Here is a 26,699-nt window from a genome sequence, read left to right on the forward strand (position 1 = left end):
CCAAAAAAAGCGGGAGCGCTGCGCACTCCAGCGCGGGACAAGCCCGCTCACTACAGTGCACTGCATGCCCTTGTTTGGTGCGCGAACAAACTTGAACTTCCCCCAGGCCCTTTTTTTCTAACTTCACCCGACCCCGTGTGGAGCATCGACGTGCCCAGAATCATCTCGCCCCAGACCCCCGAAGCCGCGCTGACCGACCACAGTGAACACAACGCCAAGATTTTCGGCTCGCCCAAGGACCGCCTGGACTTCTATCGGCGAGAAATCCAGTACGAGACCAGCATCCTGGCCAACCGTACCGACGCCTACCTCACGGCCCAGTCGTTCCTGGTGATCGCCTTCGTCTCCGGCATGGGCAACCTCAACCCGGAATGGGGCAAGTTGTTCACCCTGGTGGTGCCGGTGTTTCTGGTGGCGTTGGGCATCCTCAGTTCGTTGAACGCCTGGCCGGGCATTCGTGCAGCCTACGAAATCATCGATCACTGGCATTACAAGCAAAGCGAACTGCTGCGCAGCGAGCCGGTCATGGGCCTGGCCTACGACGAGTCGCCGCTGTTCTGCGAAACCGAGTCATCCCACAAGGGGTATCGCAAGTCGCTGCTGTTCTCCATGCGCGCGCCATGGTTGTTCATGGTGTTCTGGCTATTGCTGGGGATCTACGCGTTCTACATTCAGGTAGACAACCCGGGGTCTTAAACCAGGGGAACTTCAGCACCCGGCGCGTGACCTTAACGTTACGCAGGCGAGATTTCAGAGAGGTAACCCATGAGCACACCCAAGCAACCCGCCACCGGCGCCGATGCCCCCAAGGACCCGGCGCTGAGCCAGGATCCAACGGCCAAAGACCCGAAGGCCAAGGAAAACGACTACAGTCCAGACTTCAAGCCCGAGCGCGAGCCCAAGCCTGAAACCGATGCGGATATCGACACCCAGGGCGGTTAGAGGAGACGGTCATGTCAGATGCACTTGATGAAGAACTCGAGGAAGAACTCAACGACCCGGGCAATGAAGACCCCGGGTCGCTGATGGATGATGCAGAAGTGCCGCTCAATGATCTGGATGAAGCGGCGGATGTGGGGAATACAGAGAATCAGGATTGAAGCGACTAGCCATCAGACAGGGAAGTGCCGCGGCTTATAGTTCACGGTCGCTTCTTTAGTGGAAACGGATCCGTCGGGGAGTTGCACTTTAATGCGCATCTTGTCGCCATTATTTTTCTCCAGAATGTGCGTGGTCTTGCGTGCATGAAACTGGCTATACCTCATGTCTGCCATCAGCTCAGCCTGATCTGGTGGCAGATTGGGATGGAACTTTTTGATGTTTTCCCCAAATCGTTCACGCAGCACATTCAGTTCCTCCGGACCTGCGTTCGCGATGATCATCCCTTCAAAGGCTTTGACCGGTCGGTTGATCTCTTTTTGAAATTGCTGTGCGAAAGAGGCGGAACCCCCATTAGCGCTGTAACAGGCGCAAAGGCGTACATTGTCGTAGTTTGCCGGATCGATTCCTTTGGACTTGAGCAGGTCGATGAGGCTTTTAGCGTCATGGGGTTTATTGTCAGCGTATAAAAAGGTGCCCTTGTTCAAGTAACCATTGGTTGGATCCGGTCCTTCGCCGTGGGCAATGATGTTGAGTCGCTTGGTACCTTTGTATTGATCTACATAGGTATGCATGCCTGAACCGATGGTTTTGAGTTCTTGCATAGTGCCGCCTAACTGGACAACGTTATCAAGCGACAACCCTGTGTCTAACAAGCTGGGCTCGGTTCGGCTGATCAGCCCGGGAGCGGCGCGCACCGATGTGTCGGCGGTGAACTGTTCCAGCGGTTTGCCATATGCCAGGCGTGTACGCGGATCATAGGCATGCCAATGGTCCGTTGCCGGGTCTGTTTTGGCTAACACGCGATTTTCCTGGACCGCGCCTAACGACTTGGATGTGCCCTCGGCAATGTCCGGCCTTTTCGCCAGCTCCAGTAAGTTGACGTTGCGATATGATCCGCGCAGCTGCTTGATGCCGTTGTAGGCTGCGCCGTACGTCTTGCGCACGACGTTCCCGACGCCCCGCGCCAGGTTGTCCACCCCGCTCAGCGGGTTCAGCGCCCCCACGGCGGCGCGCCCGACGATCTTGAACGTCTGGCCGACTTTGGTCAGCGCAGAGACGCCCTGAGCCACGCCTTTGGCGCCTTTCAACGCAATGCCGAAGCCGACCAGGAAGCCGAATACATCCCAGAACAAATCCCCACCCCCTTGGCGAGTATTGCCATTCTGGAAATTGACGATCGCTGAGCGGAACGGAATGAGGTTCAGGGCAAACTGTGCGGCTTTTTCGTGGGTTGGCACCTCCGTATCAAAGGTGGTCACGCCTTTGGCGGCCTTTTTGACAGCGGGAATGTCCATGTCCTTGAGGATCGCATCGGCCAGGTAAGCGGTTCGCGCACTGCCGAAGCTGTCTGGGATGCCGCTGGCACCCGGGGTCTCGTCCATCTATCCGGCAGGGTAGTTCCCCTCGGGCGTGACGATGTTGAACTCGTTGAAAGGGCGTGTCTCTTTGTAATAGGGCTCGCTAGTCTTGAAGTCGCCGAGGTCAGGGCGCGGGGTGATTGTGCCGTGCAGACGGTCGATCTGGTAATTGTGGATCTGGCCATCGCGCTCGATCTTGACCTGCACACGACCTTCAGTCGAAGGCTTCTCGCCGCCCCATTCGTAATACTTTTCCCTGGCGATGGTGACTTTGCCGAACTCGAAATTCTGCCGGTCCGCCAGGGGCAGCTTCGACACCAGGTATTTTATCTGCGCGGCAGTGGCGGTCTTGATCGCACCGGCATACTCCGAGAAGGCTCCCTCGAAGGCGCTGGGCAGGTGGGGCAGCGGTTTGAGTTTTTGCAGGACATCGGCGATGTCGAATGCCGTCGACGAAGAGACCCAGGTGCCCGGCCTGCCGTCGGATGGTAAATCGACGATGTCATGTGTGGCTGACTTGATGAGGGCTCGACCTGTTTCCCCCCAGTTATCGGCGGAGTCCGGTGCTTTTGGGATGCCTCGACCGTCGAGGTATAAATCCAGTATCGAGTAGGGCCCGGGGAAGTACCGGTTGGCAGGGCTGACGCTGATGCATTTATCTTCAAGGTGCTTTGGGTCCAGCGCCGGCAGAGCCTTTTTCAGCTGTTCCAGAGCCAGCTCCCTAGCAATTGGCATTTCCGCGGTGGAGGCTTGCGAGGCCTTTTGCAGCTCGTTGACCTGAGCCGCAAATGCGTTGCGCACGTCAGCCATCTCGGCCTCGGTAACGGGGTACGGGCCGCCATTGGCAACGGCCCAGTCCTTGAGTGCGGCGGTATGGGCTGCGAACTCGATGCGCGCGTCCTCTTGCGAAACCGGCGCGATGCTGGCGTGCAGCATGACCTGTGCATAGCTCATGGTCGCCGTCGCCCCCGGGGCCTGGGCTTCGATACGCGCTACCGCCGTGGTGAAACTCACCCAACTGTGGGTACCCAGCACCAGATCCTGTGGAATGTCACGCACCAGAAACGCCGGCGCGCGGCTGGACAGCAACAACGTGGCCTGAGCCGACGCCAACTCGGGTGATAAACCCTTGCCGGCCTTGGCCAACACCTCCGTCAACTCCTTCAACACGGTGGCTGCGGTTTTGCCTGCGTTCTGGGCCGACAGCAAGGTGTACCCGGCGATCCGGGTTTGTCCGTCGTTCGGTGCGGCAAGCTCCAGGTTCAAGGCCGCCAGCAGCCAGTCGTTGGCACTGCCCTTGACCGAACGGGCCTCGAACCGTTCCTGAAGCGCCTTGCCCAGCGCCTGGCCTTTGGGCGACTCGATCAGCGTGTCGATCAACCGCCGGGGATCCGCGGCGATTTCGGCGGATATCTGCTCGCCGTCCGACAGGTAATGCAGGATGCTGCCGAACGGGGTGAGGTCGATCCCGTCCAGCTTGCCCTGGATATCCGCCCTTAATTGCCCTTCGCTGACGGCATCCAGCGGCTCGGGCCAGGCCAGGGCACCCCCGTAATTGCCATGGACCGCCGCCTTGGGAAGCGGAGTCGAGAGGGCGGCGGCCAGGTTGTCGAGTTGCTCAAGGTCGGTGGGGACGCTCCAACCGTGATCCTTGATGAACTGCAGCAGGCTGACGCTGTTCCACCGGCCTCCATCTTCAGGGACGTAAGTGCCCGCCGGATCCATATACAGCACACGCGACTTCAGCTCGCTATTGATCTCTAACGTATCGCGCGAGCCTTCACGAACCATTCCTGCCAGATGTCGCAGATCGTTCGCCGCCTGGTAGCGGTTGCCGATATCACCCAGCAATGCCTGTTGCTCCTCAAGCTTCGCTTCGCTACGACTGGCATGCAGGTCCGAAAAAAACTCGGGCCCCAATTCGATGAAAGTTTTGTCCCGTGCCAGTTCATCCACGCGCTGCTGTATTTGCTCGCGGGACAGCAGCGTCGGCTCCTTGTAGAAGCGATTTACCAGCCCAAAGGGCGCACTTCGCGCGGTCGTAAGCGAAGGCGGGGAGAACGTTGCGAAACTGTGACCGGAGACGATGACACGACCCGCCTCCAGAATCGGGCCGTTGACGGCAGACCACTCAGGATCGTCGCCTCTCAATGTGTGAATGACGTTGCCGGGATCCGCTTTGAGGCTGAAGGAAATCTGGCCGGACGTGGGGTTGAGGGTGATCGAGTTGCGCTTGATCCCCCGGTTTTCCATCCACTGCACGACATCGGGAGACTGAAACGCCAGCGCCAGGTGGTTCCACCATTGCCCAAAGGTTGAGCCGGCCGGGACGGGGTACAGCGAGAGGTTGAAATCGTGTGAAGTATGACCGGTGGTTTTGGCCAGCGTATGGCGATAGAGCGCCGCCAGCTCGCTGTCACTTTCCTCTCGCGTAGTGGGCAGCTGTTCCTGGCTGTCGGCGGGCTCATCCGCCTCACGGCGTTGTCGTGTCAGGGCTGGGGAAACGGGGGCGGTGGAGAATGGATCAAGCCGAGGCGTTTGGGTGGAATTGATCATCGTGGTTTCTCATCATGTGATTGACAGGTCTGTACCTGAGGCGCTGGTTGCCCCGCGACAGAGTCTGTGTGTCACCTGAACCCCTGATGATTCCCGGCGTTGTGCGTTTTTTGTGTTGCTATTTCTATGATGAGCGTCGTTCGTACCAGGCCAGCATCGGCTGGGTGCTCACGCCATGCACCACCCCAGTGGTGGGTCATGCAGGTTTGAGAACCGCCGCGCGGTGCTGGTTCAATGCGTTTCGATCAACTGCGAGCCAATGGTTTTCAGACGGATCATATCGATCAAGTGCCGCAGGCCCGGCTGCGATTGCCGGCGACTCGGGTAGTACATGTACAGCGGTTCACCCATGCTGGCCCAGTCGGGCAAGACTTCGTGCAGGCGGCCGTCCTTGAGTTCCTGCTCCACGCGGTTGGACAGCACATAGGCGACACCCACGCCCTGCAGTGCGGCATTGACGATGGTTTCGGTGTCGGCTGCGCTGAAATGGCCAGGCACATCCAGACGCTGCTGGCGCGGGCCGTTGCCCAGCTCCCATTTGTAGGTGGTCCTGTCGCCCAGGTACATGCGGATGCAGGAGTGCTGCAACAGGTCGGCGGGCTCCTGCGGTGTGCCATGGTGCGCCAGGTAGGCGGGGGAGGCGACCATGATCCAGCGCAGCTCGCCGGTGAGTGGCACGGCGACCATGTCCTGGGGCACGGTCGCTCCATAGCGGATCCCCGCGTCATAGCCCTCGGCGATGATGTCGATCATCTGGTCCTGGACGATCAGGTCCAGGCGCAGTTGCGGATACGCGGCGCAGAAATCGCCGAGGATCGGCGAAAACAGCAGCACCGCCGCATCCCGTGGCACGTTCAGACGCAGGCGGCCGATGGGGGCTTCGCGATACAGCTCCAGAGTGTCGAGGCCGTCCTGGATCGTGGCGAAGCCCTGGGTAAGTTTTTCCGCGAGCAGGGTACCCGCATCGGTGGGTTCCACCGCCCGACTGGTGCGGTACAGCAACTTCACCCCCAGGCGGGTTTCGAGGTTACGCATGGTGTGGCTCAGCGCCGAAGTGGTGACCCCCAGCTCATGGGCGGCGTGGCGAAAACTGCGACGGCGGATGATGGCCATGAACACATTGAGATCGGCCAGTTCTGAGCGGTTAAAAGCGGCCATTTCAAGACTCTTTTAGGAGAATTCGGTTGTATGCGGCGTTGAGCCCTATTCAACCATGGATGACCTAGAGTAATTGCTTTTCAAAGTATTGCTATGGGCAGAGTGATTTTTTATGAGTATCGAAACCCTCAAGATCCCCGGTATCGAAAAAGCCGTTTCACGGATCGCCCTGGGGACTTGGGCCATGGGTGGCCGTCTGTGGGGCGGCTCGGACAATGAACTGTCCATCAAGACCATCCGCCACGCCCTGGCCAGCGGCATCAACTTGATCGACACGGCGCCGGTCTATGGTTTCGGCTTGTCCGAAGAATTGATCGGCAAGGCCCTGCGTGGCATCCGCCACACCGCGGTGATCGCTACCAAGGCCGGTTTGCAATGGGATGACGGCACTACCCGCCGCAACGCGACTGCCCAGCGCATCCGCAAGGAAATCGAAGATTCGCTGGTGCGCCTGGAAACCGACTACATCGACCTTTATCAGATCCACTGGCCCGACCCGTTGGTGACGCAGGAAGAGACTGCCTACGAACTGGAGTGTTTGCGCCGCGAAGGCAAGATCCTGGCGGTGGGCGTGAGCAACTACTCGCCGTCGCAGATGGACGCGTTCAGCCAACACACGACCCTGGCGACGGTGCAGCCGCCGTACAACCTGTTCGAGCGCGCCATCGACAGCGATATCCTGCCTTACGCCAAACAGCATTCCCTGGTGGTGCTGGCCTACGGTTCGCTGTGCCGGGGCTTGCTGACCGGCAGCATGCATTCGGCCACCAGTTTTTCCGGCGATGACGTGCGTAAGCTCGATCCGAAATTCAAGGCGCCGCGCTTCGAGCAGTACCTGGCGGCCGTGGCGGCGCTGGACGTGTATGCCCGCGAATGCCACGGCAAAACCGTGCTTGCGCTGGCGCTGCGTTGGGTGCTGGACCAGGGGCCGACGGTTGCGCTGTGGGGTGCCCGCCGCCCCGAGCAATTGAGAGGCTATGAAGATGCTTTCGGCTGGCAACTGACCGCCGATGACCTGGGCCATATCGACCGTATTCTGGCCAGCACGATAAAAGATCCCATCGGCCCGGAATTTATGGCCCCCGCCAAGCGTTAACTCTTCGACAGGGATGTCGGCAGCCGAATAAAGAACGATATCCCTGTACGTCGAGGTTTTTGCATGAAGCGCGGTACCGTATTCACGATCGCTGGTGGTTTGCTCTGTGGGCTGGTGGTGCTGGGGGCCTGGAAATGGCGGGGCAACCCCGATGCCCTGTGGCAGATCGTCAGCCAGCAATGCGTGCCCAACCAGCAACGGCAGCACAATCCCGCCCCTTGCCTGGCGGTGGACCTGGACCGTGGCTACACACTGTTCAAGGACCGCAACGGCCCCTTGCATGACCTGCTGATTCCCGTGGACAAAGTCACCGGTATCGAAGACGTAGCCCTTAGTCGCCAGTTGCTGCCGCATTACTTCGCCCAGGCCTGGAAGCATCGGCGGGTGTTGTCCGAAGGCCTGAAAAAACCGATCGCCGATCAGTTCGTATCAGTGGCAATCAACTCACGCTATGGCCGTTCACAGAACCAGTTGCACGTGCACATCGCCTGTCTGCGCCCGGACGTTTACATGAGCCTCACTCAGCAAACCAAAGGCCTGAGCGAACAATGGCAGGTGCTGCCCACCGAGCTGAAGGGGCACACCTACAGTGCGCGCATGTTCTCGGCGGCGGATGCCGAGGTGCTCGACCCGCTGGCGCTGCTGCGCGACTATGCGGCGGCCCAGAATGACTCGATCAGCCATTACGGGCTGTTGATGGCGCCGCGCGCCGACGGCAATTTCGTGTTGCTCACCACTCACCTGGATCTCACCGACCTGAACCTGGGCTCGGCCGGCGAGTTGCAGGACTATCGCTGCGACCTGATGAGTCAGTTATAACTTTTTCCCTTTCTGACTGGGATATCCTTCCATGCGCTCGACTGTGCTGCTTTCCCTGTTGCTGCTTGCCGGTGCCGTTCAGGCCGCCACTCGCGAAGTCGTCCCGATCCACAGTGCGACCATGGCCAATGGTGACTTGCGCTACAGCGTGACGCTGAAAATCGGCGGCACATCGGTGGAGACCCAGTTCGACACCGGCTCGGTGGGGTTGCGCGTGCTGCCGGGAGTGCTCAAACCCCAGGACGTCGTCGCACAAGACACTCCCGCGACGATCCAGTACGGCAGCGGCGTGCGCCTGGGTGGCAAGCTGGCGCTGGCGCGGGTCAGCCTGGGCAATGCCTCGGCACGGGTGCCGATGCAGTTGGTGGACAGCATCGGTTGCAGCGAGGCACGCCCGAAGTGCCCGGCGTCCACGGTGGCCGCCAGGGACTTCCTGATGGGTGGCCGCCCCGAATGGGGCGAAGGCTTCAAGGCAATCATGGGCGTGGGCATGCTGCGCGCGTCCGCCACCAACCCGCTGGTAGCCATGGGTGGCCGCTGGCTGGTGCTGCTGCCACGGCCAGGGCAGAGCACCGGGCAATTGATCATCAACCCGACCGCGGCTGAAACCCGGGGCTTCAAAAACATCAGCCTGCAACGCGTTGCCGTGAAGCCGGGTGATGCCGGCCCGTATTGGAAGGACCATGGCGTGCAAGGTTGCCTGCAACGCCTGGATACCCGTGAGCAGGTGTGCGCCAACAGCATTCTCGACACCGGCGCTGCGGGTTTTCATATTTACGCCGATGCCTTGCAGACCAACTGGCCGGTTGGCACGCCGGCGCACTTCAGCCTGGCCATGGCCGACGGTAGCCAGTTGGGCCAGCACTTCAAGGTGGACAACAGTGGCGGGCGCTATGTGCGCTATATCAGCGCCCAGGGCCCGCGCAACTTTCACGGTATCAATGCCGGGTTGCTGACGTATTTCGACAACGCGGTGCTGTATGACCAGGCGGCCGGCACCATCGGTTTGAAGGCGCGCTGATCTTCTGTACGATCCGGCACCGCGTCGAGGCTATCGCAGGCAAGCCAGCTCCCACAGGGGACCTGTGTTGTTGGCAAGAAAATGCCCGACGCGATGGCACTGCCGACAGCGCTTTTCCAGCCACTGCCAATTCCTGTGGGAGCGGGCTTGCCCGCGAATGCGTTGGGTCAGTCAGCATATTCAGTGATTGACACTCCGCATTCGTGAGCAAGCCTGCTCCCACATTTAAACCGCGTGTGCCCGGTAAATTTCATTCACGACCTCTTTGCTCGATAAACGACATCCGCTCAAATTTATCCATTGAACGACTGTTCAGTTTCAACTATGTTGACCGCATCCACCCGTTTGCATGCAGGCGGGTTCGCGCTTTTTCTTCTTGAACGAGAGGCTCTGGCATGCGGTTTTCCCCCTTCGTCGAACGAATTGCAGGGCAGGGCGTAGCCGCCTGGGACATCCACCACGCCGCGTTCCACGCTGCCAGCCAAGGCGAAGACGTGATCATCCTCAGCGTTGGCGACCCGGATTTCGCCACGCCATCGTTCATCACCGATGTCGCCGTCGGCGCGTTGCGCACCGGTGATACCCACTACACCGAAATTCCTGGCCGCGCGGCACTGCGCGAGGCCGTCGCCGCGCGCTACAGCCAGACCCTGGCGCGCCCGCTGAACGCTGAAAACGTGATCATCGTGCCGGGTGCGCAGAACGCCTTGTTCATCAGTTCCCTGTGCCTGTTGCAGGCCGGCGATGAAGTGCTGGTGCTCGACCCGATGTATGTGACTTACGAGGCCACGCTCAAGGCCAGCGGTGCGAGCCTGGTGAGGGTGCCGTGTTCACCGGAGTCGGGTTTTCGCCTCGATGCACCAGCGCTCGCGGCGGCGATCACCCCGCGTACCCGGGCGATTTTCTTCTCCAACCCGAACAATCCCACCGGTGTGGTGCTCGACCCGCAGGAGCTGCAAGCCATTGCCGACCTGGCCATCGCCCATGACCTGTGGGTGGTGGTGGACGAGGTCTACGAAAGCCTGGTATTCGACGGCCAGTATCACAGTCTCGCGGCCTTGCCGGGCATGGCCGAGCGTTGCGTGGTGATTGGCAGCCTGTCCAAGTCCCACGCCATGACCGGCTGGCGCATCGGCTGGATCGTGGCCCAACCGGCGATGGTCGCCCATGCCGAGACCCTGGTGTTGAGCATGCTTTACGGGTTGCCGGGGTTTGTGATGGAAGCGGCGACGGCTGCCGTGCTGGCTCACGACGAAGTGACAGTGGGCATGCGCGAGCTCTATCGTCGTCGGCGTGACCTGGTGGTGGCCGGCCTCGGCCAGTGCCCGGGGATCCGTGTGCAGGCGCCGCAGGCGGGCATGTTTGTGCTGGTGGACGTACGTGGCACGGGGTTGAGTTCGCTGGATTTCGCCTGGCGGCTGTTTCGCGAAGCCGGGGTGTCGGTACTGGACGCCGCCGCGTTCGGCGAACCGGCCCAGGGCTTTGTGCGGTTGTCGTTCACCCTGGGTGAGGAGCGTCTGGCTGAAGCCTGCCGGCGTATCGCACAGTTCGTGGCCAGGCTTGCGACCGAACCGCGTATCGCCGCTGCACCGAAGATTGAAGTGGCGGCACCGGCCCAGGCCCGCAAGATGATCGAAGTCATCGACCTGCATAAACGCTTCGGCAATATCGAAGTGCTCAAGGGCATTTCCCTCACGGCCCACGAAGGCGATGTGATCTCGCTGATCGGTGCCAGCGGCTCGGGCAAAAGTACGCTGCTGCGCTGCATCAACATGCTCGAAATCCCTGATCAGGGCAGCATTCGGGTGGATGGCGAGAGCATAAAGCTCAATTACGACCGCCCCGGCGCGCCGCTGGTGGCCGACGCCGCGCAACTGGTGCGTATCCGCTCCACCCTGGGCATGGTGTTCCAGAACTTCAACCTGTGGCCGCATCGCACCGTGCTGGAAAACCTCATCGAGGCACCCACCCAGGTGCTGCGCGAAAGCCGTGCCGAAGCCATCGAGCGTGCCGAAAGCCTGCTTGACCGTGTCGGGTTGGCCGCCAAGCGCAATGAATACCCGGCGTTTCTGTCCGGTGGCCAGCAGCAGCGCGTGGCGATTGCCCGTGCATTGGCCATGCGCCCCAAAGTCATGCTGTTCGACGAACCCACCTCGGCCCTCGACCCGGAACTGGTGGGCGAAGTGCTGCGTGTCATCCGCTCCCTGGCCGAAGAAGGCCGCACCATGATCCTGGTCACCCATGAAATGGCCTTCGCCCGGGATGTGTCCTCCAAAGTCGCTTTTCTGCACCAAGGCATGATCGAGGAAACCGGTTCACCGGATGCGGTGTTCATCGACCCTCGCAGTGAACGTTGCCGACAGTTCGTCAACGCGCATCAAACTCGCTAACTCCATAAAAAGACGGGGCAAAATCATGAAATCCAAACGCATGGCAACGTGGTTGAGCAGTGCAGTGTTGATGGTGGCCGCCGGTTTCCTCCAGGCCGCGGAAAAACCCATCGTGTTCGCCGTCGCGGCCGAACCCTACCCACCGTTCACCGTGAAAGGCGGCAACGGTCAATGGTCCGGCTTTGAGGTGGACCTGATCCACAAGTTGTGTGAGGGCATGAAAGCCGAATGCCAGATCAAGGAAGTGGCCTGGGACGGCATCATTCCCTCGCTGCTGGCCAAGAAGATCGATGTGATTTTCTCGTCGATGTCGGTCACCGACGAGCGTGAAAAACAGATCGCCTTCAGCCGCGCCTACTACGACTCTCTGTTGGGGGTGGCCGGTCCCAAGGGCAGCGAAGTGGAAATTTCCCCGGCGGGTCTCAAGGGCAAGCTGATCGGGGTGCAGATCTCCACCGTCAGCGCCAATTACCTGAAGAAGTATTACGAGAACATCGCCGACCTCAAGTACTACGACACTCAGGAGTCGGCCAACGCCGACCTGATCGCCGGGCGCATCGACTACATGATGGCCGACGACACCGCCATCGCCATGATGGTCAAGACCCCGGAGGCCAGCGGCCTGGCGCATATCGCCAGCGTGCCCTACGACCCGATCATCGGCCGTGGCGTCGGCGCCGGCCTGCGCAAGGAAGACACCGCCCTCAAGGCGCGGCTCGACAAGGCCATCGGCGAACTGCTGGTGAGCAAGGACTATGACGACCTGTCCCAGCATTATTTCGGCCTGTCGGTCAGCCCGTGCAAGCGCACCGACACCCCGGCGTTCGTCAGCAAGACCTGTGACAGCCCGTACCAGCAAGTCGCCCAGAAGACCGAATGATGTTCGAACTCCTCAGTTTCGACGAGCAAGGGTGGGGCCACGCGTTACTCAAAGGGTTAGGGATGACCCTGCAAATCTCCGCCGGCTCGTTTGCGGTGGGCTTGCTGATCGGCCTGGTGGTGGCGTGCGCCAAACTGGGTGCGCCACGCCCGATCGCACTGCTGATGCGCGGCTATACCACAGTGTTTCGCGCGGTGCCGGAACTGCTGATGATCCTGCTGCTGTACTACGCCGGCTCCATGGGCCTGAACGCGCTGATGCTGTGGCTGGGGTTCGCCCAAGTCAACATCAGCGGTCCGTTGGTGGCGGTGCTGGTGCTCGGGTTGGTGCAGGGCGCCTATGCGTCGGAGATCTTCCGCGCGGCGATCCTGGCGATTCCCCACGGGCAGATTGAAGCGGCGCGAGCCTTCGGCTTGAGCGGCGTTGGCCTGTTCCGCCGGGTGACGCTGCCGATCATGGCGCCGTATGCCCTGGCCGGCATGTCCAACCTGTGGATCAACCTGATCAAGGACAGCGCCCTGATCAGCGTGGTCGGCACCAACGAGTTGCTGTACACCGCCAAGCAGGCGGCGGGCTCGACCCGCCAGTACCTGTTGTTCTACCTCACGGCCGCCGCCTTGTATTACCTGGTGACGCTGGCTTCCAACTACCTGTCCGGGCGCCTGGAGCGACGCATTCGTCGCTGGATGCCGGTTGTCGAGTGAGGGACCCATGCCTGAGTGGATGCCTGAATGGATCAGCTATTACGCGGGACTGATCGCCAAAGGGTTGCAGACTACCTTGTCACTCCTGCTGATTTCGGCGGTGCTGGGGGTCGTGCTGGCAGTGCTGGTGGCGCTGGCCCGTTTGTCACGGCGCAAGTGGCTGGCCCGTGGCGCGCTGGCGTACACCAGCGTGTTGCGGGGTACGCCGCTGCTGATCCAGATCTATATCTTCTATTACGGCCTGGGCAGCCTGTTCGCCCAGTTCCCGATGATTCGCGGCAGTTTCCTGTGGCCGTACCTGCGCGATGGCTACTGGTACATCGTATTTGCCCTGGTGCTGTCGGTGGGCGCCTACGTGGGCGAGGTGATTCGCGGTGGGTTGCTGGCGGTGCCCAAGGGCGAGATGGAAGCTGCTGCGGCGTTCGGCATGAAGCCCCGTCAGGCGCTGTTGCGCGTGCGCCTGCCACGGGCCATGCGTCTGCTGTTGCCGACCCTGGCCGGTGAAACCGTGATGCTGCTCAAATCCACCGCCCTGGCCTCGACCATTGCCGTGGTCGACTTGTTGGGCGCGGCCAACGTGGTGCGGGCGCAGACCTTGCAGGTCTACCAGCCATTGCTGTTGGTGGCGGGTGTCTACCTGTGTCTGACCTTCCTCATCGAAGGCGTCTACGCCATCGCCGAACGGCGCGGTACGCCGCTGCGCAGGTCGGCCGGATGAACCAGGACCGCTCGTTGCAAGGGATTGCCCTGTGTTCCCTGGCGTACCTGTTCCTGGCGTTGCAGGACGCGGTGATCAAGTGGCTGGTGGCCGATTATTCGGTGTTCACCATTCTGTTCTGGCGCAGCCTGGTGGTGGTCGCCGCGTGCGTCGTGGCCGGGCGCATGGGCCTGTTGCGCCGCGCCTGGACCTCGCTCAGCCGGCGACTGCTGATCGTGCGCGGGTTGCTGTCGTTGCTGGCCTGGCTGTTGTACTACACCGCCGCCCGGGACCTGACCCTGGCGGAAATGACCACCTTGTATTTCTCCGCACCGATCATGGTCACTTTGCTCGCCGCGCTGATCCTCAAGGAGCGCGCCAGCCGTGGCCAGTGGGTGTCGCTGATCATCGGCTTCGTCGGCGTGGTGATCGCCTGTCGGCCCAGCCATCTGCTCGACCCGCTGCCCATCGCCCTGACCCTGGCTGCCGCATTGTGCTGGGCCTTTACGTATATCCAACTGCGTCAGGTCGACCCGAGTACCTCGGTGCTGGAGCAGATGCTGATCACTAACGTGGTGTTCGTGATTTGCATGGCGGTGACCTTGCCCTGGACCCACACCCCGGCGCCGATCCCGTCCTGGCTGGGTATGCTCGCGGCCGGCCTGGTCGGCGGCATCGGCCAGTTCCTGTTGTTCGCCAGCTTCCGTCGGGCCACGGCCACCTTGCTCGCGCCGTTCGAGTACACCGGGTTGATCTGGGCTTTTCTGTTGTCGAGCCTGGTCTGGGGCACGTCGATGGACAGCTCGCTGATCGTCGGCGCAGTGCTGATCGCCGTCAGCGGCACCCTGGCCATGCTCAGCGCACGCCACCCTGAATCACAGGACGTGGTCGGCGCCGAATGCTCCGTGACGCAGCCCCTGTACCCAGCAGCGACAGATGTGCAACCCGTTGGCGGGGCTGAAGGTGCCGGGGTTGAGGCACCCCTCGAGCCAGAGCCCGTCGAGCATCGCCGATAGGCCGATGGCGGCCAGGTGGCTGTCGTGGATCACCAGGTTTTCGCTGCGGGCCAGGTCGTCCAGCAGTTGCTGGATCAGCGCCAGGTAGGCGCGGTAGCTGTTTTCGTGGGACTGGTTCACGTGGGGCGAGTGGCGGATCAGGCTCCAGAACACGACCCACACGCCCAGCAGGTCGGGGTCCATGACCCGGGGTGAAAACGATGCGCTGAGAAACGCGTCCAGGCGCGCGGCAGCGCCCTCGGCCTGTTCCACCTGCTCCCAGAGGGCGCTGGTCAGCTCGTTGGCCAGCTTGTGGTAGGTCTCGGCGATGAGTGCATCGATGCTGCCGAAATGGTGGTTGAGCAAACCCACCGACACCCCGGCCTCGGCCGCGATACGCCGCACGGAAATCCCCGCGTGCCCGTCCCGGGCCAGGCTGGTGAGGGTGGCGGCAATCAGCAGGTCCCGGCGTTCGTCGGGGTCGGCACGGCGCAGTTTGGGAGGGTCGGCGGTCACGGAAAGGCCTTTGGTGGGAACCGGTGCGATCAGGTTAGTTGAACAGCTGTTCAATCTCTACCCCTTAAACGATGAGAGGAGGGCAAGGCATGGCAAAAGACCTTTCGTGGCAGGTGCCGGGTGACGCCGGCAATGCGTTGCAGATTGGCGCCTGGCGTTTCGAGGGGAACGGCAGCGGGCCCCGGGTGCACCTGCAAGCGGGCGTACACGCCGATGAAATCGCCGGCATGCTGGTGCTGCACCAGTTGCTGCCGCGTTTGCAGGCGTGCGAGGCCGCAGGGCGCTTGCGCGGCAGCGTGACGGTCGTGCCGCAAGCCAATCCGTTCGGCATCGGCCAGTTTCGCCAAGGCAAACTGCTGGGACGTTTCCACGAGACCACCGGGCAGAATTTCAACCGGGGCTTCGACCATTCGTTGAACATGACGCGCCCGGCAAGCAATTTCGCACAGTGGCAAAAAAGCCTGGTGCAACTGGCCGCCGATGCCGAGCTGATCCTGGACCTGCACACCGACGACGAAGCCTTGCCCTACCTCTATATCCACCGCAGTTTCTGGCCCGAACAGGGGTTGGCGTTGGCGGCGGCCTTGCAGGTGGACGTGGTGATCGTCTGGGATGAGGGCGGCGACGGCTCCTTCGAAGAAACCGTGATCGACCATGCCGCGCCACGCCTGGCGGCCACCGTCGAATTGCGCGGGCAAGCGGATGTCAGCGACGCGCTGGCGCAGCAGGACGCCGACGGGATCTGGGCATGGCTGTGCCTCAATGGGGTGATCGACGAAGTGGCCCAGGTTCGCGAATGGCCGGGTGACGTGGTCGATATGGGCTGCATGGAGACTGTGCTCGCGCCCTGCGCCGGGGTGCTGGTATTCGAGAAAAAGCTCGGTGATGAGGTGCAGGAAGGCCAGCGCTTCGCGCGCATCATCGGACGCCCCGGCGAGCCGAATTCCGAAGTGATCCTGCACGTCGTACAAACCGGACGCCTGGTCACCGGCCACCGCGAACGCCTGGTGGCACAGGGCGCGGTGGTGGCCAAATTCACCGGTACGCGGCTGTCCGAGGGTTACAGCGGGGGGGTGTTGGATCCGTAGTCGTCTCTGTGAGTGTGACGAGCTTGGACACATTCGGTATTGAGGAGTGCTGGAACAAATTCGTACGCCAAGATCACACAAGGGAGGACAACGGCGATGGATTATTCCCGCGCTGACAATCAACTCCTTTACCTTGGCCATTTATGCTCATCACATCCTCCAGTCAATCCAGCGCTTCGGCAACCAGTGTCTCAGTTCGGGAAAAACGTTCGCAAAAAAATGCTGACCTGCACCTGTACAGTGATCACAAAGCCGCGTTCAGCGAGCGCGTGACAAAGGACTTGAACAGTGGTCGGCTGGCGCCTGACGCCAATGCCATGGTCGATGCCGTGTTGTACCCGGGGATAGCGACCTCGCCCAAGGTGCAGGTCAAGACATTCGCGGTCAATGGCATCCAGGCGAACGACATCCTGTTCATACAACGTGTACCCCCGGTTTCCGATGGCCCGAATATCGTGCTGTATGTGCCGGAAAAAGACGGCAGCTCCTTTCAAACCTTCACGACGCGCGAAGAAATGAACACCTGGTTGAAAGCCGTCGCGGGTGATCCCCAGCGCCTGAACGCTTTCGCCAAGCACTTTGCAGAAAACGGATACCCGGGCAGGACGCAAAGCGTCTTCGACACGATGGCCCAGTTCAAAAACAACGACATCAATGCCGTGGTCGGCCCCTTTGCCAATGAGTACAGCGATATTTTTGGCCGCCTGGGCACAGGTGCATCGGCGCCACCGGTGTCGGTCAATGGGTTGAGCAACCTTAAAGCCGAGCGCGAGTCGCCAGAGGGGCGTGTGCTGTATTCCGGTCTGCGGCCGGACGGTGAAAAAGTCTACTTTCAGTTTGACGCCTATGGGAATTTGCTGGGCGACGGTGACAGGGGCAATTTCTATTTTTTGAACAACGGCGTGAACAGTAGCCGACCGCTGGTGCCTCTTTCGGAGCAAGCGTTCAAGCAGAAGGTTGCCAACCAGTCTCTCGATAACGTGGGCGCCAATGATATTCGCGGGTTCTACGATGAACTGCTCAATCACCTTGAGCACCCATTTTCTGGCTTGGGTGAAGCGTTGCAGGTGTTCGGCGTCAACAAAAATACCGCCGACACCGTTGAACGCTACTTCGATAACCCCGTCAGCGCGCTGTTGTTGGATCTGAACAAAAACAACCAGATCGGCAACGTATTCGGCGTCGATAAGTCGACCATGGACGGTGTGCTCAAGGGCGTGGGTGACGTCGCCCAGGGCTTTGTGCCTGTTTATGGCCAAGCCAGGGGGATCGCGATGCTGTTGGCGAAGGCTATCCGCAATGAGCCGATGACAGACCAGGAAGTTCGCGACCTGGGTGATGCTCTGGGCTTGAAGCCAGACAGCCCGGCCATGAAAAACCTGCCGATGCGTGGGACGCCCGACAATCCTGCAGGACCATTGCCGGTTCCCCAGACGGCTGAAGTGAACACACCGATTGAAAAGCCCCCTGTCACTGAGGTTGAAGAGCCCTCACCAGCAGGCCCTGCTGCAACGCCCCAATACCCGGGTTTCAGAAGCGTTTCGTTCCGGGGAGAAAATCGTTACTTCGCAGCTGAAACGCCGGATGCAGGCGATGGTGAGCATTACCTGCTGAGAGTCAAAGACCCGAATGATCCGACCCGATTGGTCAGCAGTGGCATCATTGCCAAGCCAGACAATACGGGGGTTTGGGTGCGTAGGGGGACAAGCGGCGGCGGTGGCAGCAGTTCGAAATCAGCCGCGCCGCAGGCATCTGCCAGCGGTGGAGGCTCGACGGGTTTCCTGGAAAATCTGCTGAAACAGCGTAACGAGACGCCTGGGGCAACGCCCGGGATCACGTCTGTCGCCCAGCTCAAGGCTGAGGATTTTCCCGTACCTGCCAGGATCTATCGGGCTCACACCGGGACCGAGAATCCGTCTGTTACCGGCCTGCGTCGTGCCGCAGGAACAACAACGTCGGGTGATGACTACCTGGCGGCAATTATCAAACACACGGCGCGCCAGGGCGGCAGTAATGGCGAGGTCATGTCCTTCAGTACCCAGGGGATGAAGGCCGAAAGTTTCGCCAGGCAGTACTCCACCAACAACAATAAAGTGCCGGTCTACACCGTGGACACCACCCAAGACCCGTCGGCGTTTCGAACTGTGCCCGATATCATCCTCAAAGATGGGGAGCGCCTGGTGAGGGAAGGGAAAATAACCAAGGCGACCTTGCTCCAAGCCATCGATAAGGTTCAGCTCAACGAGCAGGAAGTGTTTTATGTGAAGGGGGACGTGCCCCCGCAGTACCTGATTCTCTAGCGGTGGGTGACATCGGCCAGGTGCGCCGAGCCCTTGAGATCACTGCTGCTGCACCCACTCCCGCGGGCTGGTGCCGATCTTGCGCCGAAACGCCCGGGCCAGGGCCGAAGGGCTTTCGTAGCCCACTTCATCGGCGATCAGCGCGATGGGTCGGCCTTCGCGCAGGCGTTTCTGCGCCAGGCTCACGCGCCAGCTCAGCACATAGTCGGCCGGGGTCTGGCCGACGACCTTGTGGAAGTACGCGGCGAAGCTGGCGCGGGACATGTTCGACTCCACGGCCATTTCCTGCACGGTCCACGGACGCTCCGGATGGTTGTGCAGCAAGGTCATGGCCCGCGCCAGGCGCAGGTCGGCCAGGCCCGACATCATCCCGGTGGTCATGCTGTGCTCGGCCATCATATGGCGCAGGAACTGGATCACCATCAATTCGAACAGCCGGTTCATCACCGCTTCGCGGCCACAATGTTCGGCGAAGGCTTCGCTGAACAGCCAGTCGAGGGTGCCGGCGATCATCGGGATCTGGTCGAGGGGCATGACAATGGTATCGGTCAGGGCCACCGACAACGGGTTATCCAGGCCGCCGTCGAAGCGCAATGAGGCGGCAACCACCTGGGCGCCGTCCGCCGCGCTCGCCAGCAGCCGATGGGGCAGGGGACGGGGCACCAGCACCAGGCTGGGTTTGGGAATGCGCAACGGTCCGTCGGGCATTTCCAGCGTGGCCTGGCCTTCCTTGAGCAGGTAGACCCGACCGCGTTGCTGCAAGTCTTGAGTGTCGATGGCGCCGCGCAACGGGCCACTGTGGAAGGTATCGGCACCGATGCCGAAGTGCACGAGCAGTGTGGACAAACGATCCATGACTCACCTGAGGGTAAATAAATAATCTGTTTAGACGATCTGCGCCATATCGTCGACTAATAGCCTCCATTTGTAAAATCCGTTTCGGCATCATGGCTCCACGTTCAACGCCTTGAGCGCCTAACCCAACGGAGCAAATGCCCATGAAAACCTTCAAGTTCTCCCGTGTCGCCGCCGCCCTGTTCACCGGCGCTATCGCCCTCGGCGCCGCCTCTGCCAGCTTCGCCGATACCCAGAAAGCCACCGTGGTGCTGGTGCACGGCGCCTTCGCCGACGCCTCCAGCTGGAACGGTGTGATCGCCGGGCTCAAGGCCGAAGGCTACCCGGTGGTCGCTGTGGCCAACCCGCTGCGCAGCGTGAAGACCGATTCTGACTATGTCGCCGACATCGTCGAACACACCCCGGGCCCGGTGATCCTGGTCGGCCATTCCTACGGTGGTTCGGTGATCACCAACGCCGTGCACGGCAGCGACAAGGTCAAGGCCTTGGTGTATGTCGCCGCCTTCGCCCCGGAAAAGGGCGAGACCGCCTTTGAACTGTCTGGCCGCTACCCGGGCGGCACCCTGGGCCCGACTCTGGACAAACCGGTGGTGTCCAAGGACGGCGTGACCGACTTGTATATCCAGCAGGACAAGTTCAACAGCCAGTTCGCCGCCGACGTGGCGCCGAAGGAGGCACAACTGATGGCCGCCGGCCAGCGCCCGATTACCGAGGCCGCGCTGAAGGAACCGTCGGGTGATCCGGCCTGGAAAAAACTGCCGTCCTACTTCATATACGGTTCAGCCGACAAAAATATTCCCGAGGCCGCGCTTAAATTCATGGCCGACCGTGCCGGTTCCAAGGAAACCGTCGACATCAAGGGCGCCTCCCACGTTGTGATGGTCTCCAACCCGGCGCGGGTGGTGGCGATCATCAACGATGCGGCCAAGGCCAACGCTCAATGAAGCTGAAATACCCACTGTAGTGAGCAGGCTTGTCGAATCGTCGCACCGCCTGCGCCGGGGCGCGAAGCGGCCCTGAAATCAGGCGCCGCATCCTGTCTGACAGGATGCGGCGTTTTTATTGGGGCGGCTTCGCCATCCAGCGCGGGTCCGCTCACTACAAAAAGCCCGCAGGCCATGGCGTGGATTACTTACTGTGGAAATCAGGCGCCGCGTTCATCGGTCAAAATGCGACCCGCGCAATTTCAAGCGGCGCATCGCACTGTCCAGGTGGGCCCGAGCGCTGGCGGGGTCACCTTCGCGCATTTGTGTGTAGGCCAACTGTGCCACCTGTGGATCGATCGGTTTCAGCGCCTCGCCGCAGGCCATGGCCTTGAGTTGCACCTCGGCCGCACGCTCCAGGTAATACAAGTCATCCCAGGCTTCCGCGATGTTCGGCGCAGTCACCATCACGCCGTGGTTTTTCAGGAACAAAATATCGGCATCGCCCAATGCCGCCGCGATGCGCTGGCCTTCGCGGTTATCCAGAGCCAGGCCGTTGTAGTCCTCATCCACCGCCGTGCGCCCGTAGAACTTCAACGCCGTCTGCCCCAGCCAACGCAACGGCGGGCCCTGCAACAGGCACAACGCCGTGGCGTTGGGCATATGGGTATGGAACGCCGCCTTGATTCTCGGCTGCGCCCGATGCAGCTGTGCGTGGATGTAAAACGCCGTCGCTTCCGGCGTGCCATCGCCATCGATCACATGGCCGGCGACATCACACACCAGCAGATGGGACGCAGTGAGTTCCTCAAAGGCATACCCGAACGGGTTGACGAAAAACAGCTCGTCATGCCCCGGGACGGTCGCCGAAAAGTGGTTGCAGATGCCTTCTTCCATGCCGTGCAGAGCGGCCAGTTGCAGGCACGCCGCCAATTCGACCCGCGCTTCGATGGCGGCGACAGTGTCGAGGTTCCAACGCCCGGCGCGCGGGCCCAGGGATGAGGGCGTAAAGGTATGGGCCATGGCTCACCACCCCAGGGATTCGAACAGCCCGGGCACGCCGTCCAGGGTGGGCAGGGTGGCGTCGGGGGTGTAATCGGCCAGGCGCTGGCGACCGGTGCCGCGGTCGATCCACACACAACGAAAGCCCATGTCCCGCGCGGCGGCGTGGTCCAGGTGCGGGCTGGCGCAGATGTGCACCACCTCGTCGAGGCTCACGCCCAATTGCTGGTGTGCATGGTCGAACAGCCGGCGATCAGGCTTGTAGGCACCGGCCTGCTGGGCGGTAATCACCCGGTCGATATGCCCGCCCAGTTGCGCCACATTGCCAGCGATCACGTCATCGTCAGTGTTGGAGACGATGCACAGTTTGTAGCCCAGTGCCTTGAGCTGGCGGAGGGTCTCCACCACTTCCGGGAACGGTGGCATGGCGCTGATGCTGTCGGTCAGGATCGCACCGTCCTCGGCGCTGGCCGGCAGCCCCAGGTCTTTGAGTGCCAATTGCAGGCTCAGCCCCGCCAGGGTGCGGAAGTTGCGGTGGGGCGGGGTTTGTTCGAGGGTGTGCTCGTGGTGGTCATAGGCGCCAATCAGGGTCTCACCGGCCACCTGATGTTCACCTTTGTTCTTCAGGATACGGTCCACGGCGGCGCGCAGGCCTTCGTCCCACTGGATCAGCGTGCCGTAGCAGTCAAACGTCAGCCATTGCGGGCGACGGGAGTGTTCGAGGGGCATGGGTTCACCTGTTGGGTTATCAGCGACCGAACCAGCATAGGAGTCGTGGCGGTCAGTTGGAAATTAAATTAACCTCTGAATCTAAGTTGAATTATCGATATGAGGCGCGCTGCCATGTTTGATCTCGAACTCCTGCAAACCCTGGTCTGTGTGGTGGACGAAGGTAGCTTCACCCGTGCCGCCGAGCGGGTACACCGCACCCAATCCACGGTCAGCCAACAGATCCGCAAGCTGGAGGAAAGCGCCGGGCACCTGTTGCTGGTGCGTGATCGCTCCGGGCAACAGGTCAGCCCCACGGAGCACGGCGAACTGCTGACTCAATACGCTCGCCGTTTGCTGAACCTGTCCCGCGAAGCACGTGACGCGCTGAGTACCGAAGCGAGCAGGGTGCCGGTGCGCCTGGGCGTACCTGAAGATTTCGACGCGTCGCGCATGGCGTCGATGTTGTCCGGCTTCGTGCGCGCCCGCCCGGAAGCGCGGTTGGAAACGGTGAGCGGCATGAGCATCGACCTGCGGCGGCAACTGGACGCCGGCGAGATCGACATTGCCCTGATCAAACGCGAGGCCGGCAGCGGCGACTGCCACGCCAGTTGGCCGGAACCGCTGGTATGGGTCAGCGGGCAGGACCAGGACCTGCACACCGAAACCCTGCCGCTGGCGCTGTTTCCCCAGGGCTGCATCTACCGCCAGCGTGCGACCCGTGCGCTGGACAAATCCAGGCGCGGTTGGCGTGTGGCCTTTGGCAGCCACAGCCTCACCGGGATTCAGGCGGCGGTGAGTTCCGGTCTCGGAATCAGCCTATTGCCCCGCAACGCGGTGCTGGCCAGCCATCGGGTGTGCAGCGAACTGCCGGCAGTGCCGCCGTCGGAACTGGCGTTGATCAGCGGTACAGAACGTCTGAGTGCAACCCAGCGCGGGCTGATCGAGTGTTTGCGTGAGGAAATTTCGCTGTCACATGTTGGTGCATCTCATTGATTGCGCACTGTTTTATGGCGATTTTCCGCATGGCAACGCCTAGATACGCGGTCTTGACCCCGATTCGGTAGGTAGCTAGCTAACTGGCGTGGTAATTGCCTTGGATTATGGCAATTGGATATCACTCCAGGAGAGCGCCATGAGCCTGTCGAGCAACGCAATGCAACTATCCCCCTCCGAAAGAGCCTGGCTGCCCTGGCTGGGCAAGACCGGCAAGCTTGCGATGGGGTGGTCCTGCCGGGTCAATCGCGCGTTGTACCCGGTGATGGAGCAAACCTTCGAAGCCATTGCAGAAACCCGGGTCAAGCTTCTGCACACCTGGACCCGCGAGCAGTGGGAGCATATGAGCGAGTTGAGCAGTGCGCTCACCCGTGACGCGAGCCTCACGGATAACCGGTTGTTGCTGGACAAGCTGCGCCAGGCCAGCGATTTTTCCGAACTGTTCGTACTCGATACCACCGGCAACCTGCTGGCGTCGACCTGGACACACGCCGCGCCGCGCACGGTCAATCCAAAGGCGTTGTCCGCCGGGCTGAAAGCGCCGTTTCTGCACGGCCCGTACACCGACCCGCTGACCTTGCAGATCGGCCCTTCGACCTCACGTTTTCACGATGAAGTCACCCTGATGTTCTACCAGCCGCTGATCAGCGAAGGCCACGTGCTGGGCTGCCTGTGCGGACGGGTACCCAACGACATCCTGGGCGACCTGATCCAGCGCGAAGCCGGGCATATCTACCCCGAGTCCGGCGATAACTACCTGTTCATGGTGCAGTCGCGCTTCGACCCGTCGATCCAGCCCGGCATCGCCCTGTCACGCTCGCGCTTCGAAGACGGTGCCTTCACCCATGGCGAAAACCTCAAGAGCGGCGTGCACACGCCCTGGAGAACCGTGCAGATTCAGCGTCACACCGAGCTGGAACTGCGCTTTATCGACCCGGCTACCCAGCAATTGCATCCCGGCGTGCGCGAAACCATCCGCAAGGGCTCCAACCTGTTTGTGACGTACCCGGGCTATTCGGATTACCGGCATATCCCGGTGGTGGGCAAGGGCGTGACGTTCGAGCTGCCCGGCTCGCCGGATCGGTGGGGCATGATGTGCGAGGCCGACCTGGAAGAGGTCTATCGCCGGCGCTCCCTGAGCCACGGCCTGATGAAGCCGTACCTGGCGACCATGGTCGGTCTGTTTGCCGGCAACTTCCTGGTCCAGCACTACAGCAGCCTGCCCCAGCCGTGGATCGATGCCTGTGAAGTCGCGAGCATGGCGGTGGCCGCGTGGGTGTTCGCGCACCTGGGGCCTAAGCGCCTGGCCTCGCGCCTGAATGAAATGACCGGGGTGATCCGCACCATCGCCGAAGGCGAGGGCAACCTGCGCCAGCGCCTGGACAGCGGGCGTATGGTCAACGATGAAACCGGCGAGATGAGCCGCTGGATCAACAGTTTCATCGACCGTCTGGATTCGGTGGTCGGCCAGGTGGTCAAGGCCAGCCACAGCGTGGGCAATACCAACCAGGCGATGCTCGGGCGCAGCCGGGAAGCGGGGCTGATGTCCCATGAAGTGGCCGACGCCACCCACCGCATGATGATCATCGTCGAGGAGCAATTGGGCGAGATCCAGCAAGCGTCAGTGAGCGCCGAACAAATGAAGCAGGCCATGGATGACGTGGTGAGCCGCGCGCGGGAACAGTTCCTCGAGGTGCAGGCGGGCACCCAGTCGATTCGCGACGTGGTGCTGCGCTCCTCGGAGAGCGTGCGGCGCCTGGACAGCCGCATGGCGCAGATCAGTTCGATCACCGGGCTGATCAGCAACATCACCCAACAGACCAACCTGTTGGCGCTCAACGCCGCCATCGAGGCGGCCCGCGCGGGAGAACACGGGCGCGGGTTTGCCGTGGTGGCGGACGAGGTGCGCAGCCTGGCCTCGCGCACGTCGCTGGCGGCAGAAGACATCCGCCAGATGGTCGAAGGCCTGCAAGGGGAAACCCGCCAGGCGGTGAGTTTCATGGACGATGGTGTGACCGACGTCGACAACAGCCTGCGCCTGGCCGAAGACGCCTCTTCGGAAAACGTGCAACTGCATCAGGCGGTGGAAAGCATGTTCAGCATCATCCAGCAGCTCAACGCCCGCAGCCTCGATTACGGCAAGACCATCAAGCAGGTCAGCCATTCCTCGGAGCAGATGCGCGTCACCGTCGGCGTGTTGCAAAGCAGTGCGGAGACGGTGCGGATCAATGCCGGCAAGTTGCAGAAGCTGGTGGGACTGTTCGAGGTCAGCGACGCGGCCTGAGCCGCGCACGGTTCAATTCACGGCAAGGCGTTGCGCGCGCAGGTGGTCGAGGCTGAACGCGCCAGCGCCGAACACGTAAACCTGCAAGAAACCACCGGCGATCGCCAGGTTCTTCAGGAAGTTGAGCAACTGGCCTTTGTCGCCGAACTGGTTGTGGAACATCAGCGCCGTCAGCAGGCTGAAGGCGGCCAGCACCAGCGCTACCGGGCGCACGCGATAACCGAGCAAAAAGGCCGTGGCCAAGCCCAACTCGACGGTCAGCGCAATGCCGTAGGCGAGGGTGGGCAATGGGGCGCCTTTGGACGCGATATAGGCGATCGTCGCCTCGGGCGCCAGCAACTTGCCGATCCCGCTGAATAGAAACAGCGCGACCAACAACGCACGACCAAGGAGCAAGGTGAAATTCTGGCGGGTATTCATGGGGTGACCTGCAGGGTGGTGGGAGGCGTTTTCCACGGATCATTCACCAACGTCCGCAGGCGCGGAAGGCATCTGTGTTTATTCACACTATTTGATTTGCTGATAGGGCCCTGCGCATCTATCGAAGGCCGAACATGAACGCCCCTTTTTCCGGGCAGTTCTCGCTCTTGGCTTTGGTGGCGAGGCCCCGGTCACGCAGCTCGTTACAGATCTGCGCGATGTTTTTGGGGGTGATGTACAGGTTGCTGGAAAACCACGCGCGCTTGATTGCCGGCAGTTCTTCCAGCGCGCCGCCCGCCTTGAGTACACGCATCACGATGGTCGAGCAGCTCTTGCGCAACATCTGATAATTGGCGTTGGGTTTGCTGCGGATGGCGTACCACTCGGCCTGCATCGCTTGCAGGTTCAGCCCGGAGATCGTGTAGACCACGTGGGGTTTGCTGCCTTCGGCGCTGATATCCGACTCCAGAAACAGGTTGCGTTCCTGCGGCTGTTTTTCGGTCTTGGCTGCCCGGCCTTCCGGCCACCAACTCACATAGGCGGTGTTGTACTGCTCGATAAAGGCGCGGTCGCGATCACGTTCGCCGTCGTTGCGATAACTGTCATAACGGACTTCGATCATTTTGCCGATCACGGGATCGCCGATGTACATCGCGGCATGGCCGATATTCGTGCCATGGGGATACCAGATATAAACAACGACGCTTGCAGGTGAAGTCATGACGCACCCTGATGTCTTCCAGTGAATGCAGGCAGAACGGCCCGGGGCGCCGTTTTATTCCGATGGCTTTCAAATTCATTTGATTCGCCCGCCCGCTGGCGAGTTGTGGGC

Annotated in this window: 24 protein-coding genes and 1 pseudogene; 16 read left to right on the forward strand and 9 right to left on the reverse strand. The window is 61.4% G+C overall.

Translation table 11 applies throughout. The features are described 5' to 3' along the window. The first annotated feature begins 150 nt into the window (after nt 1-150). From ACW9IN_RS26660 to ACW9IN_RS26670, 3 genes are all read left to right on the forward strand, one after another. Nucleotides 151-696: a hypothetical protein gene (locus ACW9IN_RS26660; protein ID WP_457368654.1), complete on the forward strand. Its 546-nt coding sequence runs from the start codon at nt 151-153 to the stop codon at nt 694-696. Between the two features lie 69 nt (nt 697-765). Further along, a complete protein-coding gene (locus ACW9IN_RS26665) occupies nt 766-942 on the forward strand; it encodes a hypothetical protein (protein WP_457368655.1) in 177 nt (58 codons plus the stop codon). 11 nt (nt 943-953) lie between these two features. Continuing rightward, nucleotides 954-1,100, forward strand: coding sequence for a hypothetical protein (locus ACW9IN_RS26670; RefSeq protein ID WP_457368656.1), 147 nt, complete (start codon nt 954-956; stop codon nt 1,098-1,100). A 12-nt stretch (nt 1,101-1,112) separates the two neighbouring features. On the opposite strand, the gene ACW9IN_RS26675 is transcribed toward ACW9IN_RS26670, so the two are convergent. The 3 genes from ACW9IN_RS26675 to ACW9IN_RS26685 form a co-directional block, all read right to left on the reverse strand. Further along, a complete protein-coding gene (locus ACW9IN_RS26675; RefSeq protein WP_457368657.1) occupies nt 1,113-2,483 on the reverse strand; it encodes a hypothetical protein in 1,371 nt (456 codons plus the stop codon). After that, on the reverse strand, nt 2,484-5,015 hold the full coding sequence (locus ACW9IN_RS26680) for a hypothetical protein (RefSeq protein ID WP_457368658.1): 2,532 nt from the start codon (nt 5,013-5,015) through the stop codon (nt 2,484-2,486). 231 nt (nt 5,016-5,246) lie between these two features. Further along, a complete protein-coding gene (locus ACW9IN_RS26685; RefSeq protein ID WP_457368659.1) occupies nt 5,247-6,173 on the reverse strand; it encodes a LysR family transcriptional regulator in 927 nt (308 codons plus the stop codon). Nucleotides 6,174-6,285: 112 nt separating this feature from the next. On the opposite strand from ACW9IN_RS26685, the gene ACW9IN_RS26690 reads away from it, so the two are divergent. The 8 genes from ACW9IN_RS26690 to ACW9IN_RS26725 all read left to right on the forward strand — a co-directional run bounded on the left by ACW9IN_RS26690 (nt 6,286) and on the right by ACW9IN_RS26725 (nt 14,796). Then, the gene (locus ACW9IN_RS26690; RefSeq protein ID WP_457368660.1) at nt 6,286-7,269 is read left to right on the forward strand and encodes an aldo/keto reductase; all 984 of its coding nucleotides are present in this window, start codon (nt 6,286-6,288) and stop codon (nt 7,267-7,269) included. Nucleotides 7,270-7,332: 63 nt separating this feature from the next. Next, nucleotides 7,333-8,088 carry a CDP-diacylglycerol diphosphatase gene (locus tag ACW9IN_RS26695; protein WP_457368661.1) on the forward strand — a complete coding sequence of 252 codons (756 nt, stop codon included), beginning with the start codon at nt 7,333-7,335 and terminating at the stop codon, nt 8,086-8,088. Nucleotides 8,089-8,119: 31 nt separating this feature from the next. Next, on the forward strand, nt 8,120-9,109 hold the full coding sequence (locus ACW9IN_RS26700; protein WP_457368662.1) for a hypothetical protein: 990 nt from the start codon (nt 8,120-8,122) through the stop codon (nt 9,107-9,109). Between the two features lie 395 nt (nt 9,110-9,504). After that, complete coding sequence (locus tag ACW9IN_RS26705; RefSeq protein ID WP_457368663.1) at nt 9,505-11,499, forward strand: aminotransferase class I/II-fold pyridoxal phosphate-dependent enzyme; 1,995 nt, start codon at nt 9,505-9,507, stop codon at nt 11,497-11,499. 25 nt (nt 11,500-11,524) lie between these two features. Beyond that, the gene (locus ACW9IN_RS26710; protein ID WP_457368664.1) at nt 11,525-12,379 is read left to right on the forward strand and encodes a transporter substrate-binding domain-containing protein; all 855 of its coding nucleotides are present in this window, start codon (nt 11,525-11,527) and stop codon (nt 12,377-12,379) included. Then, nucleotides 12,379-13,083, forward strand: coding sequence for an ABC transporter permease (locus ACW9IN_RS26715; protein ID WP_457368684.1), 705 nt, complete (start codon nt 12,379-12,381; stop codon nt 13,081-13,083). The genes ACW9IN_RS26710 and ACW9IN_RS26715 overlap by 1 nt, the downstream gene beginning before the upstream one ends. Nucleotides 13,084-13,102: 19 nt before the next feature. After that, nucleotides 13,103-13,801, forward strand: coding sequence for an ABC transporter permease (locus tag ACW9IN_RS26720; RefSeq protein ID WP_457368685.1), 699 nt, complete (start codon nt 13,103-13,105; stop codon nt 13,799-13,801). Continuing rightward, entirely contained in the window at nt 13,798-14,796 is a 999-nt protein-coding gene (locus ACW9IN_RS26725; RefSeq protein WP_457368665.1) for a DMT family transporter, read from the forward strand. Before ACW9IN_RS26720 ends, ACW9IN_RS26725 begins: the two co-directional genes overlap by 4 nt. On the opposite strand, the pseudogene ACW9IN_RS26730 reads toward ACW9IN_RS26725, so the two are convergent. Then, nucleotides 14,752-15,291 (reverse strand): annotated as a pseudogene (locus ACW9IN_RS26730) (TetR/AcrR family transcriptional regulator); the annotation flags it as partial. The gene ACW9IN_RS26725 and the pseudogene ACW9IN_RS26730 sit on opposite strands and share 45 nt — an antisense overlap. 89 nt (nt 15,292-15,380) lie before the next feature. On the opposite strand from ACW9IN_RS26730, the gene ACW9IN_RS26735 reads away from it, so the two are divergent. Together ACW9IN_RS26735 and ACW9IN_RS26740 are read left to right on the forward strand one after the other, a co-directional pair. Further along, complete coding sequence (locus ACW9IN_RS26735) at nt 15,381-16,379, forward strand: succinylglutamate desuccinylase (RefSeq protein WP_457368666.1); 999 nt, start codon at nt 15,381-15,383, stop codon at nt 16,377-16,379. Nucleotides 16,380-16,522: 143 nt separating this feature from the next. Next, complete coding sequence (locus tag ACW9IN_RS26740; protein ID WP_457368667.1) at nt 16,523-18,679, forward strand: dermonecrotic toxin domain-containing protein; 2,157 nt, start codon at nt 16,523-16,525, stop codon at nt 18,677-18,679. A gap of 39 nt (nt 18,680-18,718) precedes the next feature. Here ACW9IN_RS26740 and ACW9IN_RS26745 read toward each other — a convergent pair whose 3' ends face one another. After that, complete coding sequence (locus ACW9IN_RS26745; RefSeq protein WP_457368668.1) at nt 18,719-19,534, reverse strand: cupin domain-containing protein; 816 nt, start codon at nt 19,532-19,534, stop codon at nt 18,719-18,721. 143 nt (nt 19,535-19,677) lie between these two features. On the opposite strand from ACW9IN_RS26745, the gene ACW9IN_RS26750 reads away from it, so the two are divergent. Next, on the forward strand, nt 19,678-20,478 hold the full coding sequence (locus ACW9IN_RS26750) for an alpha/beta fold hydrolase (protein ID WP_457368669.1): 801 nt from the start codon (nt 19,678-19,680) through the stop codon (nt 20,476-20,478). 213 nt (nt 20,479-20,691) lie between these two features. Here ACW9IN_RS26750 and ACW9IN_RS26755 read toward each other — a convergent pair whose 3' ends face one another. Next, nucleotides 20,692-21,480: an aldolase gene (locus tag ACW9IN_RS26755; protein WP_457368670.1), complete on the reverse strand. Its 789-nt coding sequence runs from the start codon at nt 21,478-21,480 to the stop codon at nt 20,692-20,694. 3 nt (nt 21,481-21,483) lie between these two features. Beyond that, nucleotides 21,484-22,188 carry a haloacid dehalogenase type II gene (locus ACW9IN_RS26760; protein WP_457368671.1) on the reverse strand — a complete coding sequence of 235 codons (705 nt, stop codon included), beginning with the start codon at nt 22,186-22,188 and terminating at the stop codon, nt 21,484-21,486. Between the two features lie 114 nt (nt 22,189-22,302). Here ACW9IN_RS26760 and ACW9IN_RS26765 point away from each other — a divergent pair, with 114 nt between their 5' ends. Together ACW9IN_RS26765 and ACW9IN_RS26770 are read left to right on the forward strand one after the other, a co-directional pair. Then, the gene (locus ACW9IN_RS26765; protein WP_457368672.1) at nt 22,303-23,163 is read left to right on the forward strand and encodes a LysR family transcriptional regulator; all 861 of its coding nucleotides are present in this window, start codon (nt 22,303-22,305) and stop codon (nt 23,161-23,163) included. A gap of 1,651 nt (nt 23,164-24,814) precedes the next feature. Further along, nucleotides 24,815-25,447: a methyl-accepting chemotaxis protein gene (locus tag ACW9IN_RS26770; protein ID WP_457368686.1), complete on the forward strand. Its 633-nt coding sequence runs from the start codon at nt 24,815-24,817 to the stop codon at nt 25,445-25,447. Nucleotides 25,448-25,459: 12 nt separating this feature from the next. Here ACW9IN_RS26770 and ACW9IN_RS26775 read toward each other — a convergent pair whose 3' ends face one another. Continuing rightward, on the reverse strand, nt 25,460-25,867 hold the full coding sequence (locus tag ACW9IN_RS26775; protein WP_457368673.1) for a DoxX family protein: 408 nt from the start codon (nt 25,865-25,867) through the stop codon (nt 25,460-25,462). Nucleotides 25,868-25,985: 118 nt separating this feature from the next. After that, a complete protein-coding gene (locus ACW9IN_RS26780; protein ID WP_457368674.1) occupies nt 25,986-26,588 on the reverse strand; it encodes a hypothetical protein in 603 nt (200 codons plus the stop codon). Nucleotides 26,589-26,699 lie beyond the last annotated feature (111 nt).

It is taken from the genome of Pseudomonas sp. SDO5271_S396, assembly GCF_054071795.1.